The organism is Ectopseudomonas chengduensis, from assembly GCF_900102635.1.
In the GTDB taxonomy this organism is placed as follows: Bacteria; Pseudomonadota; Gammaproteobacteria; order Pseudomonadales; family Pseudomonadaceae; genus Aquipseudomonas; species Aquipseudomonas chengduensis.
Genome location: NZ_FMZQ01000001.1, coordinates 865,933 through 881,741, shown reverse-complemented (window position 1 = coordinate 881,741; position 15,809 = coordinate 865,933). Strand labels below are relative to the sequence as shown.

12 protein-coding genes are annotated in these 15,809 nt (G+C 64.6%); 9 read left to right on the top strand and 3 right to left on the bottom strand.

Annotated features, from left to right (window positions below; translation table 11 throughout):
- Positions 1–7 precede the first annotated feature (7 nt).
- On the top strand, positions 8–1,984 hold the full coding sequence (gene aceF / locus BLS08_RS04025; RefSeq protein WP_055984347.1) for a dihydrolipoyllysine-residue acetyltransferase: 1,977 nt from the start codon (positions 8–10) through the stop codon (positions 1,982–1,984).
- Between the two features lie 89 nt (positions 1,985–2,073).
- Here the strand turns inward: aceF and BLS08_RS04020 are convergent, their stop codons facing one another.
- A complete protein-coding gene (locus tag BLS08_RS04020) occupies positions 2,074–2,580 on the bottom strand; it encodes a hypothetical protein (RefSeq protein WP_021487821.1) in 507 nt (168 codons plus the stop codon).
- 166 nt (positions 2,581–2,746) lie between these two features.
- Here BLS08_RS04020 and BLS08_RS04015 point away from each other — a divergent pair, with 166 nt between their 5' ends.
- From BLS08_RS04015 to BLS08_RS04000, 4 genes are all read left to right on the top strand, one after another.
- Positions 2,747–5,452 (top strand): putative bifunctional diguanylate cyclase/phosphodiesterase, encoded by a 2,706-nt coding sequence (locus BLS08_RS04015; protein ID WP_059390754.1) that lies wholly within the window; start codon positions 2,747–2,749, stop codon positions 5,450–5,452.
- Positions 5,453–5,502: 50 nt separating this feature from the next.
- The gene (msrA, locus tag BLS08_RS04010) at positions 5,503–6,156 is read left to right on the top strand and encodes a peptide-methionine (S)-S-oxide reductase MsrA (protein ID WP_017678605.1); all 654 of its coding nucleotides are present in this window, start codon (positions 5,503–5,505) and stop codon (positions 6,154–6,156) included.
- A 16-nt stretch (positions 6,157–6,172) separates the two neighbouring features.
- On the top strand, positions 6,173–6,370 hold the full coding sequence (locus tag BLS08_RS04005) for a putative motility protein (RefSeq protein ID WP_017678604.1): 198 nt from the start codon (positions 6,173–6,175) through the stop codon (positions 6,368–6,370).
- A gap of 70 nt (positions 6,371–6,440) precedes the next feature.
- The gene (locus BLS08_RS04000; RefSeq protein ID WP_017678603.1) at positions 6,441–7,694 is read left to right on the top strand and encodes an HD-GYP domain-containing protein; all 1,254 of its coding nucleotides are present in this window, start codon (positions 6,441–6,443) and stop codon (positions 7,692–7,694) included.
- A gap of 70 nt (positions 7,695–7,764) precedes the next feature.
- Here BLS08_RS04000 and BLS08_RS03995 read toward each other — a convergent pair whose 3' ends face one another.
- Positions 7,765–8,619: a 23S rRNA (adenine(2030)-N(6))-methyltransferase RlmJ gene (locus BLS08_RS03995; RefSeq protein WP_021487818.1), complete on the bottom strand. Its 855-nt coding sequence runs from the start codon at positions 8,617–8,619 to the stop codon at positions 7,765–7,767.
- 44 nt (positions 8,620–8,663) lie between these two features.
- The gene (locus tag BLS08_RS03990; RefSeq protein WP_045733903.1) at positions 8,664–9,533 is read right to left on the bottom strand and encodes a LysR substrate-binding domain-containing protein; all 870 of its coding nucleotides are present in this window, start codon (positions 9,531–9,533) and stop codon (positions 8,664–8,666) included.
- 93 nt (positions 9,534–9,626) lie between these two features.
- Between BLS08_RS03990 and BLS08_RS03985 the strand changes: the two genes are divergently transcribed.
- The 4 genes from BLS08_RS03985 (at position 9,627) to BLS08_RS03970 (ending at position 15,808) form a co-directional block, all read left to right on the top strand.
- On the top strand, positions 9,627–10,835 hold the full coding sequence (locus tag BLS08_RS03985; RefSeq protein ID WP_090336055.1) for a YbfB/YjiJ family MFS transporter: 1,209 nt from the start codon (positions 9,627–9,629) through the stop codon (positions 10,833–10,835).
- Positions 10,807–11,856, top strand: coding sequence for an NAD(P)H-dependent flavin oxidoreductase (locus BLS08_RS03980; RefSeq protein WP_064493889.1), 1,050 nt, complete (start codon positions 10,807–10,809; stop codon positions 11,854–11,856). The genes BLS08_RS03985 and BLS08_RS03980 overlap by 29 nt, the downstream gene beginning before the upstream one ends.
- Before the next feature lie 238 nt (positions 11,857–12,094).
- Complete coding sequence (locus tag BLS08_RS03975; RefSeq protein WP_017678598.1) at positions 12,095–13,900, top strand: acyl-CoA dehydrogenase; 1,806 nt, start codon at positions 12,095–12,097, stop codon at positions 13,898–13,900.
- Positions 13,901–14,062: 162 nt separating this feature from the next.
- Positions 14,063–15,808 carry a potassium/proton antiporter gene (locus BLS08_RS03970; RefSeq protein WP_021487814.1) on the top strand — a complete coding sequence of 582 codons (1,746 nt, stop codon included), beginning with the start codon at positions 14,063–14,065 and terminating at the stop codon, positions 15,806–15,808.
- The last annotated feature ends 1 nt before the right edge of the window (position 15,809 follow it).

The window sequence follows — 15,809 nt, the reverse complement described above, 5'->3', positions numbered from 1 at the left end:
CGTAGCGATGAGTGAATTGATTCGCGTACCCGACCTCGGCGGTGAAGGCGAGGTGATTGAACTGCTGGTAAAGGTCGGCGACCGTATCGAAGCCGACCAGAGCGTACTGACTCTGGAGTCCGACAAGGCCTCCATGGAAGTGCCCTCGCCCAAGGCCGGCGTGATCAAGGAAATCAAGGTCAAGATCGGTGACCGCCTGAAGGAAGGCGACGAGCTGCTGGTGCTGGAAGTCGAAGGTGCTGCGCAAGCGGCGCCTGCGCCGAAAGCCGCAGCCGCACCTGCCGAAGCGCCGAAAGCAGCCGCTCCGGCGGCGGCTCCTGCACCTGCCGCGACCAGCAACAGCGTACAGGACGTGCATGTGCCGGACATTGGCACTGACGGCAAGGTCAAGGTCATCGAAGTCATGGTCAAGGCCGGCGACACAATCGAAGCTGACCAGTCGCTGATCACCCTGGAGTCCGACAAGGCCTCCATGGAAATCCCCTCGCCGGCTGCCGGCGTGGTGGAAGAAGTGCTGGTCAAGCTGGATGCCGAAGTCGGCACCGGCGACCTGATCCTCAAGCTGCGCACCGCTGGTGGCGCAACCGCCAGTGCTGCGCCGGCTCAAGCCGCTGCACCTGCTGCTGCGCCTGCCGCCGCACCTGCTCCCGCTGCCGCCGCCCCGGCTGCTGCTTCGGTGCAGGACGTGCACGTGCCGGACATTGGCACCGACGGCAAGGTCAAGGTCATCGAGGTCATGGTCAAGGCTGGTGACAGCATCGAAGCCGACCAGTCGCTGATCACCCTGGAGTCCGACAAGGCCTCCATGGAAATCCCCTCGCCGGCTGCCGGCGTGGTGGAAGAAGTGCTGGTCAAGCTGGACGCCGAAGTTGGTACTGGTGACCTGATTCTCAAGCTCAAGGTCGCGGGCGCTGCACCGGCCGCAGCGCCAGCGCAAGCCAGCCAGGAAGTGCACCGCGTACCGGAAGGCGCCGCACCGGAAGTGGCCGCAGAAGTACGCGCCATCGCCTCGCTGTCGGCTGCTGCCGCCGAAGTCGCCAACGCGCCCAAGCGTGATGGCGCCAAGGTGCATGCCGGTCCCGCCGTGCGTCAGCTGGCTCGTGACTTCGGCGTGGAACTGGCAGATATCGCCGGTACCGGCCCGAAAGGTCGCATCCTCAAGGAAGACGTGCAGGTGTACGTCAAGGCGATGATGCACAAGGCCAAGGCCGCACCGCAGGCGACTGCCGCTGCTGCCACCGCTGGCGCCGGCATCCCACCGATCCCGACCGTGGACTTCAGCAAGTTCGGCGAAATCGAAGAAGTGGCGATGACCCGCCTGATGCAGGTCGGCGCTGCCAACCTGCACCGCAGCTGGCTCAATGTGCCACACGTGACCCAGTTCGATTCGGCCGACATCACCGACCTGGAAGCCTTCCGCGTCGCACAGAAGGCCGTGGCCGAGAAGGCTGGCGTCAAGCTGACCGTACTGCCGCTGCTGCTCAAGGCCTGCGCCCACCTGCTCAAGGAGCTGCCGGACTTCAACAGTTCGCTGGCCCCGAGCGGCAAGGCGATCATCCGCAAGAAGTATGTGCATATCGGCTTCGCCGTCGATACGCCGGACGGCCTGCTGGTGCCGGTGATCAAGAACGTCGATCAGAAGAGCCTGCTGCAGCTCGCGGCTGAGGCCGCCGCCCTGGCGGAGAAAGCGCGCACCAAGAAGCTTTCGGCTGATGACATGCAGGGCGCCTGCTTCACCATCTCCAGCCTCGGCCACATTGGCGGCACCGGCTTCACGCCGATCGTCAACGCGCCGGAAGTGGCGATCCTGGGTGTCAGCAAGGCGACCATGCAGCCGGTGTGGGATGGCAAGGCCTTCCAGCCCAAGCTGATGCTGCCGCTGTCGCTGTCCTACGACCACCGAGTGATCAACGGCGCTGCCGCCGCACGCTTCACTCAGCGTCTGTCGCAGCTGCTGGCCGATATCCGCACCATCCTGCTGTAAATCGTTTCGAGCACGCCACGCTCGCATCCTCAACCCCGCCCATTCAGGCGGGGTTTTTTTTGCTTTCTTTCAGAGCGGTGTGAGGCCTCTCAGCCCTTCTGCACATTGCGAATCAGAAAGCTCAGCGCCTTGGCCAACTCGCCCGCGCCCTGGTGATCACGCACGATGCTCAGCAACGGGCTGCCATCCGCCGGGTTGAACAGCACACAGCGGATACCGCCGGTCGGACACTCGTAGCGGATGAACGGATCGATACCGAACACCGCAACACGCTGATTGCGCACCGAGATGGCGGTGCCCTGCGCGCCACGACTCTCCTCACGCAGGATAAGCTCCCCGGCATTGCCGACATTGAAGCGATACAGCAGGTCCTGCCGCTGCGCCTGGCCAACCTGGTAACCCGCGCGCAGGGCGTAGGTTTCCAGCAATGCATTGCTGTGCGCGAGCAACGCATTGCGCTCGTTGTCGGTCAGATAAAGACGCTTGAGCCCGTCCAGATAAGCAGCCTGCTCGGCACCCTGCAGCGTCGCCGCATCATCGGCGCCGGCAACCGCGGGTATGGCCGTAAAAAGTGCTCCGCCAAGCACCATGGCCATGAGTTTTCTTGTCAGTCTCGCTTGCATGATGCACCCTTGCCGAACGCTATAGTGAAGTAGGCCTGAGCCCTAGCCTCCGTCCGTGCCGCTGCGCCCTCTGGCAGCAGCGGCCCTGTACTGAGAACGGATGCCTCGCCTGGTCAGCATACTGGAAGCCCGCCGCCCAATGAAAAGCCATCCCGATGCCAGCGCACGCTCGGCAGCCGAGGTTGTGACGCAGTTGCCAGTGCCCTCGCGGCTCGGCATGCTGCGTTTCGAGCGCTTGAACGAGCCAAGCTGGGCACTGCTGTTTCTCGACCCGGCCTGCGAACGCCAGCTAGGTATCAGCGCCAGCGATCTCTGCGCGCTGGTGGATGCCCCCTACGCCAGCCTGATGGAGCCCGAGGCGCGCTATCGCCTGCACGACGCCATCCAGCAGCAACTGCTGCAAGGCCCGCATTACCTGGTGCGCTACACCCTACATACCCCGCAAGGTGCTCTGACCCTGCTGGAGATGGGCGAACCCTTCAAACAGCGCAACCGCCAGTTGCTGCGCGGCTATCTGCTGGTAGCGGACGAGAGCCTCGATCAGTTCGCCCCTGCCGAACAGGAGCTGTACACGCAGAATCAGCAACTGCGCAGCTCGCTGCAGCAATATCAGCGCACCCAGAATGACCACCTGCAACACCTCGCCCGCTCACGTACCCAGCAGCAGCTGATCGTGCGTCTGGCGCGCCAGCGCTACACCTCCAGCGACCCTCAGCAGGAAGCGGCCGAACTGATCACCCAGGCCGCCTGCGAGGTCTACGGTGTCGCTCGCGCCGGCATCTGGAAGCTGGGCAGTCATCACCTGGATTCCGTGTCGCTGTACCGCCGCGACCTGGACCGCCACGAACAACTACCGTCGATAAACGCACGTAATTTCCCGCAGTACCTGCAAGCACTGCACAGCGGCCGCGCCATCGACGCGCACGACGCCCAGCACGATCCGCGCACCTGCGAACTGGCCGCCAGCTACCTGCAGCCGCTGGATATCTGCTCGATGCTCGACGCCAGCATACGCATCGAAGGCGAAGTGGTCGGCGTGCTCTGCCTGGAGCACATCGGCGGCCTACGCACCTGGCACGCCGACGAGATCGCCTTCGCCGGCGAGTTGGCCGATCAGTTCGCCCAGGTGCTGATCAACCAGCAGAAACGCAGCGCCACCAGCGCCCTGCATCTGTTCCAACGCGCCGTCGAACAGAGCGCCAGCGCCTTTCTGCTGGTCGACCGCGACGGCCGGGTGGAGTACGTCAACCCCAGCTTCACGGCCATCACCCTGTACAGCAGCGACGAGGTCTGCGGCCACCGTCTGTCCGAGCTGCCGGCGCTGAACAACCTCAGCGACCTGCTGTTCGATGCCGGTTCGAGTCTGGCCGAGCACAGCAGTTGGCAGGGCGAGTTCCGCAGCCGACGCAAGAACCTGGACCCCTACTGGGGCCATCTGTCGATATCCAAGGTGTATGGCGACGATGGCGAGCTGACCCACTACATCGGCATCTACGAAGACGTCACCGAAGCCAAGCTGGCACAGCAGCGCATCGAACGCCTGGCCTACACCGACAACCTGACCAACCTGGGCAATCGCCCCTCGTTCATCCGCAGCCTCGAACAACGCTTTGCTCAGAATACGCAGCAGCCGCTGGTCCTGCTGTTGGTGGACATCGACAACTTCAAGCGGATCAACGACAGCCTCGGCCACCAGACCGGCGACAAGCTGCTCTCGGCCCTGGCCCGGCGCCTGCGCAACAGCCTCGGCGCCAAGGGCACACTGGCACGCTTCGCCAGCAACGAGTTCGCCATCCTGCTCGACGGTTGCGATCAGGACAGCGGCCTGCGCGTCGCTCATCAGGTGCTGCAGACCCTGGACAAGCCGCTGTTCGTCGATAACCAGTTGATCAGCATCACCGGCTCGCTTGGCCTGGCCCTGGCACCGGAACACGGCGACGACCCGCAGACGTTGATGAAGCACGCTGGCCTTGCCCTGCACAAGGCCAAGGCCAACGGCAAGCATCAGGTGCAGCTGTTCACCGAAGAGCTCAATGCCGAGGCCAACTACAAGCTGTTCGTCGAGAACAACCTGCGCCGAGCCTTGACCCAAAGTGAGCTGGAGGTGTTCTACCAGCCCAAGCTGTGCCTGAAAAACGGCCAATTGCTGGGTTTGGAGGCGCTGCTGCGCTGGCACCATCCGGAAAAGGGCATGATCCGCCCTGACCAGTTCATCAGCGTCGCCGAGGAAACCGGACTGATCATTCCCATCGGCAAGTGGGTAGTGCGCCAGGCCTGCCGCATGAGCAAGCAGATCGCCGCCATCGGCATGGGCGAACTGCAGGTGGCGATCAACCTGTCACCCAAGCAGTTCTCCGACCCCGATCTGGTCGGCTCCATCGCCGCCATCCTGCACGAAGAACAGCTCGACCCGCGCCTGCTGGAACTGGAGCTGACCGAGAGCCTGCTGCTGGAAGCGACCGAGGACACCCGCCACCAGCTCGGCCGTCTCAAGAGCCTGGGCCTGACCCTGGCCATGGACGACTTCGGCACCGGTTATTCCTCGCTCAGCTACCTGAAGAAATTCCCCATCGACGTGATCAAGATCGATCGCAGCTTCATCAAGGACATTCCCGACAATCAGGACGACATGGAGATCACCTCAGCGGTGATTGCCATGGCCCACAACCTCAAGCTCAAGGTGGTCGCAGAAGGCATCGAAACTGGCGCCCAGCTCGGTTTCCTGCGCCGCCAGCAATGCGACGTAGGCCAGGGCTACCTGTTCGACAAGCCGATTCCCGGCCGCGAACTGATCGACAGCCTGCGCCGCTACCCCTGCCGGCCACAGGCCGACCAACGGACGTAATACGCCTCACTGCGCGTAGTCCACTACCTACCCACTTCCAGGAGACCGCCATGGTTCTGCGTTCCCAGATTCTCGTTAACAAGGATGTCCTGCCGACTGCCGAGCAGGCCTTGCCCGGCCGCACAGAGGCGATGCCAGTAGCGGACACTCATTACGTCAACGGCAACCCGATCAAGGCGCCCTTCCCCGCCGGCCTGCAACAGGCAGTATTCGGTCTCGGCTGCTTCTGGGGCGCCGAACGACGCTTCTGGCAACAGCCTGGCGTGTTCAGCACGGCGGTCGGCTATGCCGGTGGCCTCACGCCCAACCCCACCTACGAGGAAGTCTGCTCGGGCCTGACCGGACACACCGAAGTGGTACTGGTCGTGTTCGATCCGCAGCAGACCAGCTTCGAAGCGCTGCTCAAGGTGTTCTGGGAAGTGCATAACCCGACCCAGGGCATGCGCCAGGGCAACGACCAGGGCACCCAGTACCGCTCGGCGATCTACTGCCAGGACAACGCTCAACTGAGCGCCGCCAAAGCCAGCCAGGCACGCTTCCAGGCTGAGCTGGACAAGGCCGGAGTGGGCAGCATCACCACTGAAATCGCCGAGGCGCCGACCTTCTACTACGCCGAGACCTACCACCAGCAATACCTGGCGAAGAATCCGGGCGGCTATTGCGGCCTCGGCGGAACAGGCGTATGTCTACCCCCTGAATCTTGAGCACGGGTAACGGGTCGTGGAGCTGAGCAGCATTTCCAGCCAGGTATCGAGTCAGGCATCGGCGCAGATCTCCGCGCAGATGTCGCTTCTGCTGCTGCGCAAGACGCTGGAGCTGCAGGCCGCCAATATCACCGGGCTGGTGCAGTCAGCTGCACCGGTCAGCGCCCCCAGCAATCCGCCCAACCTGGGCAACAGCATCGATGTGATGGCCTGAACAACTAATGCCTTCAGGCCATCAGCCGGACTAAACTGCGGGCAATTAGCCATCGATTGACGAGCCCGGCATGCCCGCCACTCTCCCTACCATCACCCCCGATCAGCTTTGCGTCGGTCTCTACGTCCATCTGGACCTGAGCTGGTGGGAGCATGATTTCGCCTTCAGCAATTTCAAGATCAAGGACGAAGCGCAGATTCGCGCCTTGCGCGCGCTCAACCTGAAGCAGCTGCGCTATGACCCGGCGCGCAGCGACTGCCTGCCCGCGCCTCTCGTCGACAGCGTCACCACCCCTCCTGTAGAAGAACCGCCGGTCGATCCGGAAAGTCAGGCACGCCAAGAACGCGTGGAGAAACTGCGCCACCTGCGCAGCCGCCTGGCCGAGGTGGATCGCCGCTTCATCGAGGCCAGCCAACGCATCAAGACGCTCAACCAGACCCTGCGCAGCCGCCCGGAAGACGCCATGCGCCAGGCCGGCGCCATCGTCAGCGAGATGGTCGAGACGCTGCTCGGGACGCCTGGCGTGGTGCTGCATGGCATCACCGGCAAGGCGGCCGAGGACAGTTACTTCCATGCCCTCAACGTCACCGTGTTGTCCCTGCTGCTCGGGCGCCAGCTCGGCCTCGACAGCGAGGCCTGTCATAGCCTCGGCCTCGGCGCCCTGTTGCACGATATCGGCAAGCTGGAAGTACCGAGCAAGGTGCTACTCAAGCCCGAGCCGCTGACCCGCCCGGAGCAGCAATTGCTGCAAATGCACACCGATTTCGGCCTGCGCATGGGGCAGAAGCTGATGCTCGATGACGAGGTGCTGCGCATCATCCATGAACATCACGAGCACTGCGACGGAAGTGGTTATCCGCGTGGGCTGCGCGAGGCCGCTATCGGCCGCCTGAGTCGTCTGGTGGCCATCACCAACCATTTCGACGGGCTGTGCAACCCGCTCGACCCGCGCCAGGCGCTGAGCCCACACGAAGCCCTAGCGCTGATGTTCAAGCAGCAGCGCGAACAATTCGACGAGGTGGCGCTGAAGGCCTTCGTTCGCGTGATGGGCATCTACCCGCCGGGCAGCCTGGTGCAGCTGGAAGATGAGCGCTATGCGCTGGTGCTGGGCATGAACCCAACTCAGGCGTTGAAACCGACGCTGATTCTCTACGACGCCGACATTCCCAAGCAGGAAGCCCTGATCGTCGATCTCGCCCAGGAGCCAAAGCTCGCCATCGCCCGCAGCCTGCGCCCCTCGCAACTACCGCTGGAGGTGCTGGAGTACCTCAGCCCGCGGCGCAATCTCAGCTACCACATCGAGCCCAACCACAAGCCCGCTTGAGCCCCTTGTAGCCCGGATGCAATCCGGGGATCGGGGGCCACGGCTCCCGGATTTCATCCGGGCTACGCGCTTATGACTTGCCGCTTGGCGCTTCCTCGATCAACCAATCCAGGCGCCAGCCGCCCTGGCTCTGGCCAAGCACATCGGCCAGCCAGGGCAGCAGCTGCTTGAGTTCGTCCTCCAGGCCCCATGGCGGATTGCTGATCACCAGACCCGAGCCGCTCAGACGCGTGGCGTCGTCCGGCGCGTGCACGTAGAGCTCAGTGCGCAGCAGCTTGGGCGCGGCGCTCTTTTGCAGATCGCGGTAGAAGCGCGCCAGCTGTCGCTCATCCTTGATCGGGTACCAGATCGCCACGATGGCCTGGCGCATACGCCCGTGCGCTTCGTTCAAAGCCTCGACGCAGCGCTGCAGCTCATCGGCCTTCTCGAACGGCGGGTCGATCAGCAGCAGCACGCGTTTCTCGCGGGTCGGCATCAGCGCCCGCGGCACCAGCCAGCCCTCGCCCAGGTGCACAGCGACGCGGCGATCGCCGCGCATATTGTCCTTGAGCAGGCGGCCATCCTCGGGGTGCTTCTCGTTGAGCTGCAGACGATCCTGCTCACGGCTGAGCAGCCGCGCCAGTTCGGGCGAGCCGGGGTAATAGCGCAGCTCGCCATCCGGATTCATCGCCCGCACCACCTCCAGATAGGCCTCCACGGCATCCGGCAGGTGCTCGGCCTGCCACAGGCGTGCGATACCCTCCAGGTACTCGCCGGTACGGCTGGCCGCATCGCCATGCAGGTCGTACAAACCGAGTCCGGCATGACTGTCGAGGTAGGCGAAAGGTGCCTCCTTTTTCGACAACAGGCTGATCAGGCGAGTCAGCACCAAATGCTTGAGTACGTCGGCGTGGTTGCCGGCATGGAAGGCGTGGCGGTAGTTCATGGAGGTCTCCGAAGCGGTCGCCAAGTTTACCCGTTGGAAGGGCTTTACGCGCGCATCAGCTCCAGCAACAAGGCCAGCGGCGGGTGCTCACCGGCGTCGCGACGACGTACCAACAATGTAGTCGTTGCGCCAAGCTCAGGGGCGATGGCCTGGTATTGCACCAGATGCACACGCGGGTGACTGTCGAGCAGGCTGCGTGGCAACAGGCCGATCCCCATACCGGCAGCAATGCCGGCAAAGATCGCATCGATGGAGCCATAGCTCTGCCGCGCCGCCACCTGCAAACCACGACTGACGGCCCAGCGCTCAAGGCGCTCGCGGTAATGGCACCCATCGGGGAAACCCAGCAGAGTCTGCGGTCGACTCTCCAGTTGGGTGCCATCCTGCTCGGGCGGCAGCACCAGCATCAGTTCCTCCTGCCAGATGGGCAGGCAGTCGAGCTGAGGATGCTCGAACGGCCCGCCGATCAATCCGCCGTCCAGTTCTCCTGACAACACCCCCTCGACCAGTCGCCGGCTCGGCCCGGTGCTGAGTTGCAGGTTCACTCGCGGAGCCCGCTGGTGGAAAGCCGCCAGCAGCTCAGGCAAACGCACCGCGGCGGTGGTTTCCATCGAGCCCAGACGCAGATCGCCGCTCCAGATATCTTCCTGCACGCTGCGCCAGGCCATCTGGCAAAGCTGCTCCAGATGCTCGGCATGGGGCAACAAGCGTTCGCCGGCCGCAGTCACTCGCAGACGCTGCCCCTGACGCTGAAAAAGCCGGATGTCCAGTTGCTGCTCCAATTGACGAAGGCGCGCCGAGACGTTCGACGGCACGCAGTGCAGGCGCACGCCGGCGGCGCTCAGCGAGCCCTCCCGAGCCACGGCGAGAAAATAACGCAGCAGCTGCGGATTGAGTCGTTGCCAGGCATCCATGACATTCACCAAAAGTGAAAATAGAACGCAATATTTTTCACTAACCATCAAGCAACGACAATGACTAAGGTGGGCAGCACGAACGGAGACCCTATGCCCAGACTCGACCGCGCCCACCTCACTGCCCTGCTCGCCGCCGCACTGGCGCTGGTGGTCGTCCACGCGCTGGGCCGTTTCGCCTTCACCCCCTTGCTGCCACTGCTGCTCGACGACGGCCTGTTCGATCTGGCCCAAGGCGCCCAGTTGGCGACCTGGAATTATCTCGGCTATCTGCTTGGCGCCCTGCTTGCGCTGTTCATGGCCAACCCGCGCGGCCTACGCCTGGGCTTGCCGGCCGCCTTGCTGGTCAATGCCGGCCTGACCCTGGCCCAGGTGTTCACCCACGACGTCGACCTGCTGGCCGCCCTGCGCCTGGCCAACGGCGTCAGCAACGGCGTGGTCTTCGTGCTGGCCCCGGCCCTGGTGCTGGAGTGGCTTGCCCTGCGCCAGGCCACGGCGCTGAGCGGCCTGGTCTATCTGGGCTTGGGTGGCGGCATGTTGCTGTGCGGCCTGCTGGTGGCCATAACCTCATGGCAGGGACCGATGCGCTGGCTGCCGATCGCGCTGTGCGCCCTGCCTCTGGCGCTGTTTTGCGCTCCGATGCTGAGGCGCCTGGCGCGTGATCTGCCCGACAAGCCACCCGCGACCGCCCGTAGCGCATTGTTCGGCAGCCACAACCTGGCGTTGCTGATGGCCTATCTGGGAGCAGGCCTGGGTTACATCCTGCCATTGACCTTTCTGCCGGCCCTGGCTCGCGAACAGCTGCCCGCCGGTCATCCGCTACTGGTCGGCAACTGGTGGTGGACGGCGCTCGCCTGCCTGCTCTCGGCGACGCTGTGGAATCATGCCGGCGCCTGGCTGGGCGATCGTCGTGCCCTGCTGGCCAACTACCTGCTGCAACTGCTCGGCGTGACGATGCCGATCCTGCTGCCCGGTCCCTTTGGCGTCATGACCTGTGCGCTGCTGGTCGGAGGGACCTTCCTCGGCACCGTATTGCTGACCCAGCGCCTGGCCCGCGCCCTCAACCCGGACCAAGGCTTGCGCCTGGCCGCCCTGCTGATCAGTCTGTACAGCGGCAGCCAGTTGCTCGGCCCCTGGCTGGTGCAACACTGGACTGCCGCCGGCCATAGCCTCACGAGCAGCTTCCTTATCGGTACGACGGCATTGCTCTGGGCCGTCCTGTGGGCCTGGCAGGTGTCCGAACCACGATCCCATGCTGAAATGGAGCCATCCCATGTCTCTCACCGCCCTGCTCAACACTGACCTGCCCCTGATCCAGGCGCCGATGGCCGGCTCGCAGGATCATCGCCTGGCCGCCGCCGTGTGCCAGGCCGGCGGCCTCGGCTCGATTCCCTGCGCCATGCTCACGCCTGCCGCCCTGCGCCAGGAGCTGCAGGCGATGCGCGAGCTGACCGAGCGGCCGTTCAACCTCAACTTCTTCAGCCATGTGCCGCCCGAGCCGGACGCGGCCCGCGAGGCTGGCTGGCGCGAAACGCTGGCGCCCTACTATGACGAGTTGGGCGTAGACCCGGCGAGCATTGCCGGCGGACCCGGACGTTTGCCGTTCAACGCCGAAGCGGCCGCGCTGGTGGAGGAATTTCGCCCGGCGGTGGTCAGCTTCCACTTCGGCCTGCCGCAGCCTGACCTGCTGGAGCGAGTACGCCGCAGCGGGGCGAAGATCCTCTCCAGCGCCACCACCCTGGACGAAGCGCTGTGGCTACAGGAACGCGGCGTCGATGCGGTAATCGCCCAAGGACTGGAAGCCGGAGGCCATCGCGGGCACTTTCTGGATTTCGACCTTAGCCGCCAGCTCGGCACCTTCGCCCTGCTGCCGCAACTGGTCGATGCCCTCGACGTACCAGTGATCGCCGCCGGCGGCATCAGCGATGCCCGTGGCGTGACCGCAGCCATGGCCCTCGGCGCCGCTGGCGTGCAGGTCGGCAGTGCTTATCTGTTGTGCCCGGAAGCCACGACCAGCGTCCTGCACCGCGCAGCACTGCAGAGCCCTGCGGCGCGCCATACCGCACTGACCAACCTGTTCAGCGGTCGCCCGGCACGCGGCATCGTCAATCGCCTGATGCGCGAGCTGGGGCCGCTGAGCACGCAGGCGCCAGCCTTCCCCCTGGCCACTGCGGCCATCGCTCCGTTGCGCGCGGCGGCCGAGGCGCGGGGCAGCGGCGACTTTTCACCGCTGTGGGCCGGGCAGAACGTCGCAAGTTGTCGGCCCATGCCTGCCGCCGAGCTGACCCGTGAGCTGGCACAGAGCCTCGGTCGTTCGACATGACAACTGGCACTCTCGCGCAGGCTGGAGCCTAGGCTCCGCCAATTTCCTGGGTTCCCGCGTTCGCGGGTATGACGGTCAACTGATGCCGTAGGGCGGGTGCAACCCGCCATTACCGGAGTGGCGGGTTGCACCCGCCCTACTCATATCGGCCAACCAGTGACTATCACCGCCGATGATGATGCTGGGCAGTCAGGCGGCAGACTGCCTAGACTCGGTCGATCATCTGGAGGCCCGTTCCATGTCCGAGACCCTGCTCAGCTCCCGCAACCTGGCGTTCGAACTTTATGAAGTGCTCGACGCCGAAGCACTGACCCAGCGTCCGCGCTTCGCCGATCACAACCGCGAGACCTTCGATGCGGCGATCAGCACCGCGCGCGGTATCGCCGAAGAGCTGTTCGCCCCGCACAATCGCAAGAACGACGAACACGAACCGCAGTACGTCGACGGCGGCGCGGTGCTGATCCCCGAAGTCGAGCCCGCCCTGCGTGCCTTCCATGAAGCCGGTTTCCTCAATGCCACCCGCGATTTCGAGCACGGCGGCATGCAGCTGCCCAACCTGCTGTCACAGGCCTGCTTCGCGCATTTCCAGTCAGCCAATATCGCCACCAGCTCCTACTCGATGCTGACCATGGGCGTGGCCAACCTCATCGAGGCCTTCGGCAGCGAGGAGCAGAAGTCCCGCTACCTGCAGCCGATCATCGATGGCCGCTTCTTCGGCACCATGGCGCTGACCGAACCGCACGCCGGCTCGTCGCTGTCGGACATTCGCACCAAGGCCGAACCGCACGCCGACGGCAGCTACCGCATCAAGGGCAACAAGATCTTCATCTCCGGCGGCGACCAGCCGATCTCCGAGAACATCGTGCACATGGTGCTGGCCAAGCTGCCGGATGCACCGCCCGGCGTTAAGGGCATCAGCCTGTTCCTGGTGCCCAAGTTCCACGTGGGCGACGACGGCTCGCTGGGCGCGCGCAACGACGTGACTCTGGCCGGCCTGTTCCACAAGATGGGCTGGCGCGGTACTACGTCCACCGCGCTGAATTTCGGCGACAACGGCGAATGCGTCGGCTACCTGGTGGGCAAGCCGCACGCCGGCCTCTCCTACATGTTCCAGATGATGAACGAGGCGCGCATCGGCGTCGGTATGGGCGCGATCATGCTCGGCTACGCCGGCTACCTGTATTCGCTGGACTATGCGCGCAACCGTCCGCAGGGCCGTCAGCCCGATGGCAAGGACCCGAGCAGCCCGCAGATTTCCATCGTCGAGCACGCCGATGTGCGGCGCATGCTGCTGACCCAGAAGGCCTACGTCGAAGGCGCCTTCGACCTCGGTCTGTACGCCGCACGCCTGTTCGACGACACCCACACCCTGGAAACCGCCGAAGAGCGCACCCGTGCCCTGGAACTGCTCGACCTGCTCACGCCCATCGTCAAATCCTGGCCCTCGGAGTTCTGCCTCAAGGCTAACGAGTTGGCCATCCAGATCCTCGGCGGCCACGGCTACACCCGCGAATACCCGGTGGAGCAGTACTACCGCGACAACCGCCTCAACCCGATCCACGAAGGCACCCACGGCATCCAGTCGCTCGACCTGCTTGGGCGCAAGGTTTCGCAGAACGGCGGCGCAGCACTCAAGCAACTGCTCAAGCTGATCAACGACTGCTGCCAGCGCGCCAGCGCTCATGAATCGCTCACCGCCCTGCGCCAGCCGCTGGAGCAGCTGTTGGCACGCCTGCAGGCAGTGACCCTGGCGCTGCTCGGCGATCTGATGAGCGGCAAGGTCAATCAGGGCCTGGCCAACTCGGCGCTGTACCTGAAGGTATTCGGCCACACGGTGATCGGCTGGCGCTGGCTGGAACAGGCGATTCGCGCCGAGCAAGGCCTGGCCCGCAGCGACAATGCCGAGGAGCAGGCCTTCTATCGCGGCAAGCTGCAGGCGGCGCGCTACTTCCTGACCTGGGAGGTGCCGAGCTGCCACCACGAGCTTGCCATTCTCGAGGCTCGCGACGACACCTGCCTGGGTATGCAGGATGCCTGGTTCTGAGGTCGGCGAGTGCGCTCCGAGGCGTCTTGCGACAGGGCGCCTCGGGGCGATTTAGAAAAATGTAATAACCTTTTTGACAGCGGTACGAAGGCTACGGTTAGAATCCCTGGCACGCGCCATGCATAGCGGCGCCCCCGATGACCCAGCCAGGAGTACGCGCCATTGGATGCCAGCGCCATCAATAATCTGTTCTTGATCGGCGCAATGCTGGTAGCAGCCAGCATTCTGGTCAGCGCGTTCGGAACACGTTTCGGCATCCCCATCCTGGTGATTTTCCTTGGTGTCGGCATGCTGGCCGGCACTGACGGCCCTGGCGGCATCATCTTCAACAACTATCCCCTCGCCTATCTGGTCGGCAACCTGGCGCTGGCAGTGATCCTGCTCGACGGCGGCATGCGTACGCGCGTTTCGACCTTCCGCGTGGCCTTGTGGCCATCGTTGTCGCTGGCGACGCTCGGTGTGGTGATTACGGCCGGCCTGACGGGCCTGGCGGCCGCATGGTTGTTCAATCTGACGCTGCTGGAAGGTTTGCTGATCGGCGCCATCGTCGGCTCCACCGACGCGGCGGCGGTCTTTTCCCTGCTTGGCGGACGCGGCCTCAACGAGCGGGTCAGCTCCACACTGGAAATCGAGTCCGGTAGCAACGACCCGATGGCGGTATTCCTCACCGTCACCCTGATTGCCATGCTGTCCAGCGGCCAGACCGGCTTCAGCTGGGATCTGCCGATCCAGCTGCTGCAGCAGTTCGGCCTTGGAACGTTGCTCGGCCTGGGTGGAGGCTGGTTGCTGCTGAAGCTGATAAACCGCATGGAGCTGGCCACCGGCCTGTACCCCCTGCTGGTGGTCAGCGGCGGCCTGATCATCTTCGCCATCACCACTGCAGTGGGCGGCAGCGGCATCCTGGCCATCTACCTGTGCGGCCTGCTGCTGGGCAATAGCCCCATTCGCTCGCGCCACAGCATCCTGCACATGCTCGACGGCCTGACCTGGCTGGCGCAGATCGGCATGTTCCTGGTCCTCGGCCTGTTGGTAACGCCGCACGAGTTGCTGCCCATCGCCCTGCCGGCGTTGGCCTTGGCGCTGTGGATGATTCTCTTCGCGCGGCCGCTGTCGATCTTCCTCGGCCTGCTGCCGTTTCGCGCCTTCCATGACCGTGAGCGAATCTTCATCGCCTGGGTTGGCCTACGCGGCGCCGTGCCTATCATCCTCGCGGTATTCCCGCTGATGGCCGGCCTGCCCAACGCGCAGCTGTTCTTCAACGTGGCGTTCTTCATCGTGATCATCTCCCTGCTGCTGCAGGGCACCAGCCTGCCGCTGGCCGCCAAGCTGATGCGCGTGACCGTACCGCCGGAGCCGGCCCCCGTGTCACGCGCCGGCCTGGAAGTGCACCCGACCAGCCAGTGGGAGCTGTTCGTCTATCGTTTGGGCGCAGAAAAATGGTGCATCGGCGCGGCCCTGCGTGAGTTGAACATGCCGGAAGGTACCCGCATCGCGGCGCTGTTCCGTGGCCGCGAGCTGCTCCACCCGTCGGGTAGTACGCGTCTGCAAGCTGGCGACCTGCTCTGCGTGATCGGTCACGAACACGATCTGCCGGCACTCGGCAAGCTGTTCAGCCAGGCGCCCAAGCGCGGCCAGGACCTACGCTTCTTCGGTGATTTCGTGCTGGAAGGCGACGCCGAGCTGAGCGCAGTCGCGGCGCTCTATGGTTTGAAGCTCGACGAACTGGAAGGCAATCAGCCGCTGGGCCGCTTCATCGCCCACGAAATCGGTGGCGAACCCGTCGTCGGCGACCAGGTGGAGTGGCAGGGCCTGACCTGGACGGTCGCAGCCATGGAAGGGAACAAGGTGCGCAAAGTCGGCGTCAGATTCCCCGAAGGCACGCGCCCAAGCCCTGGGCTGCACTTCTAGC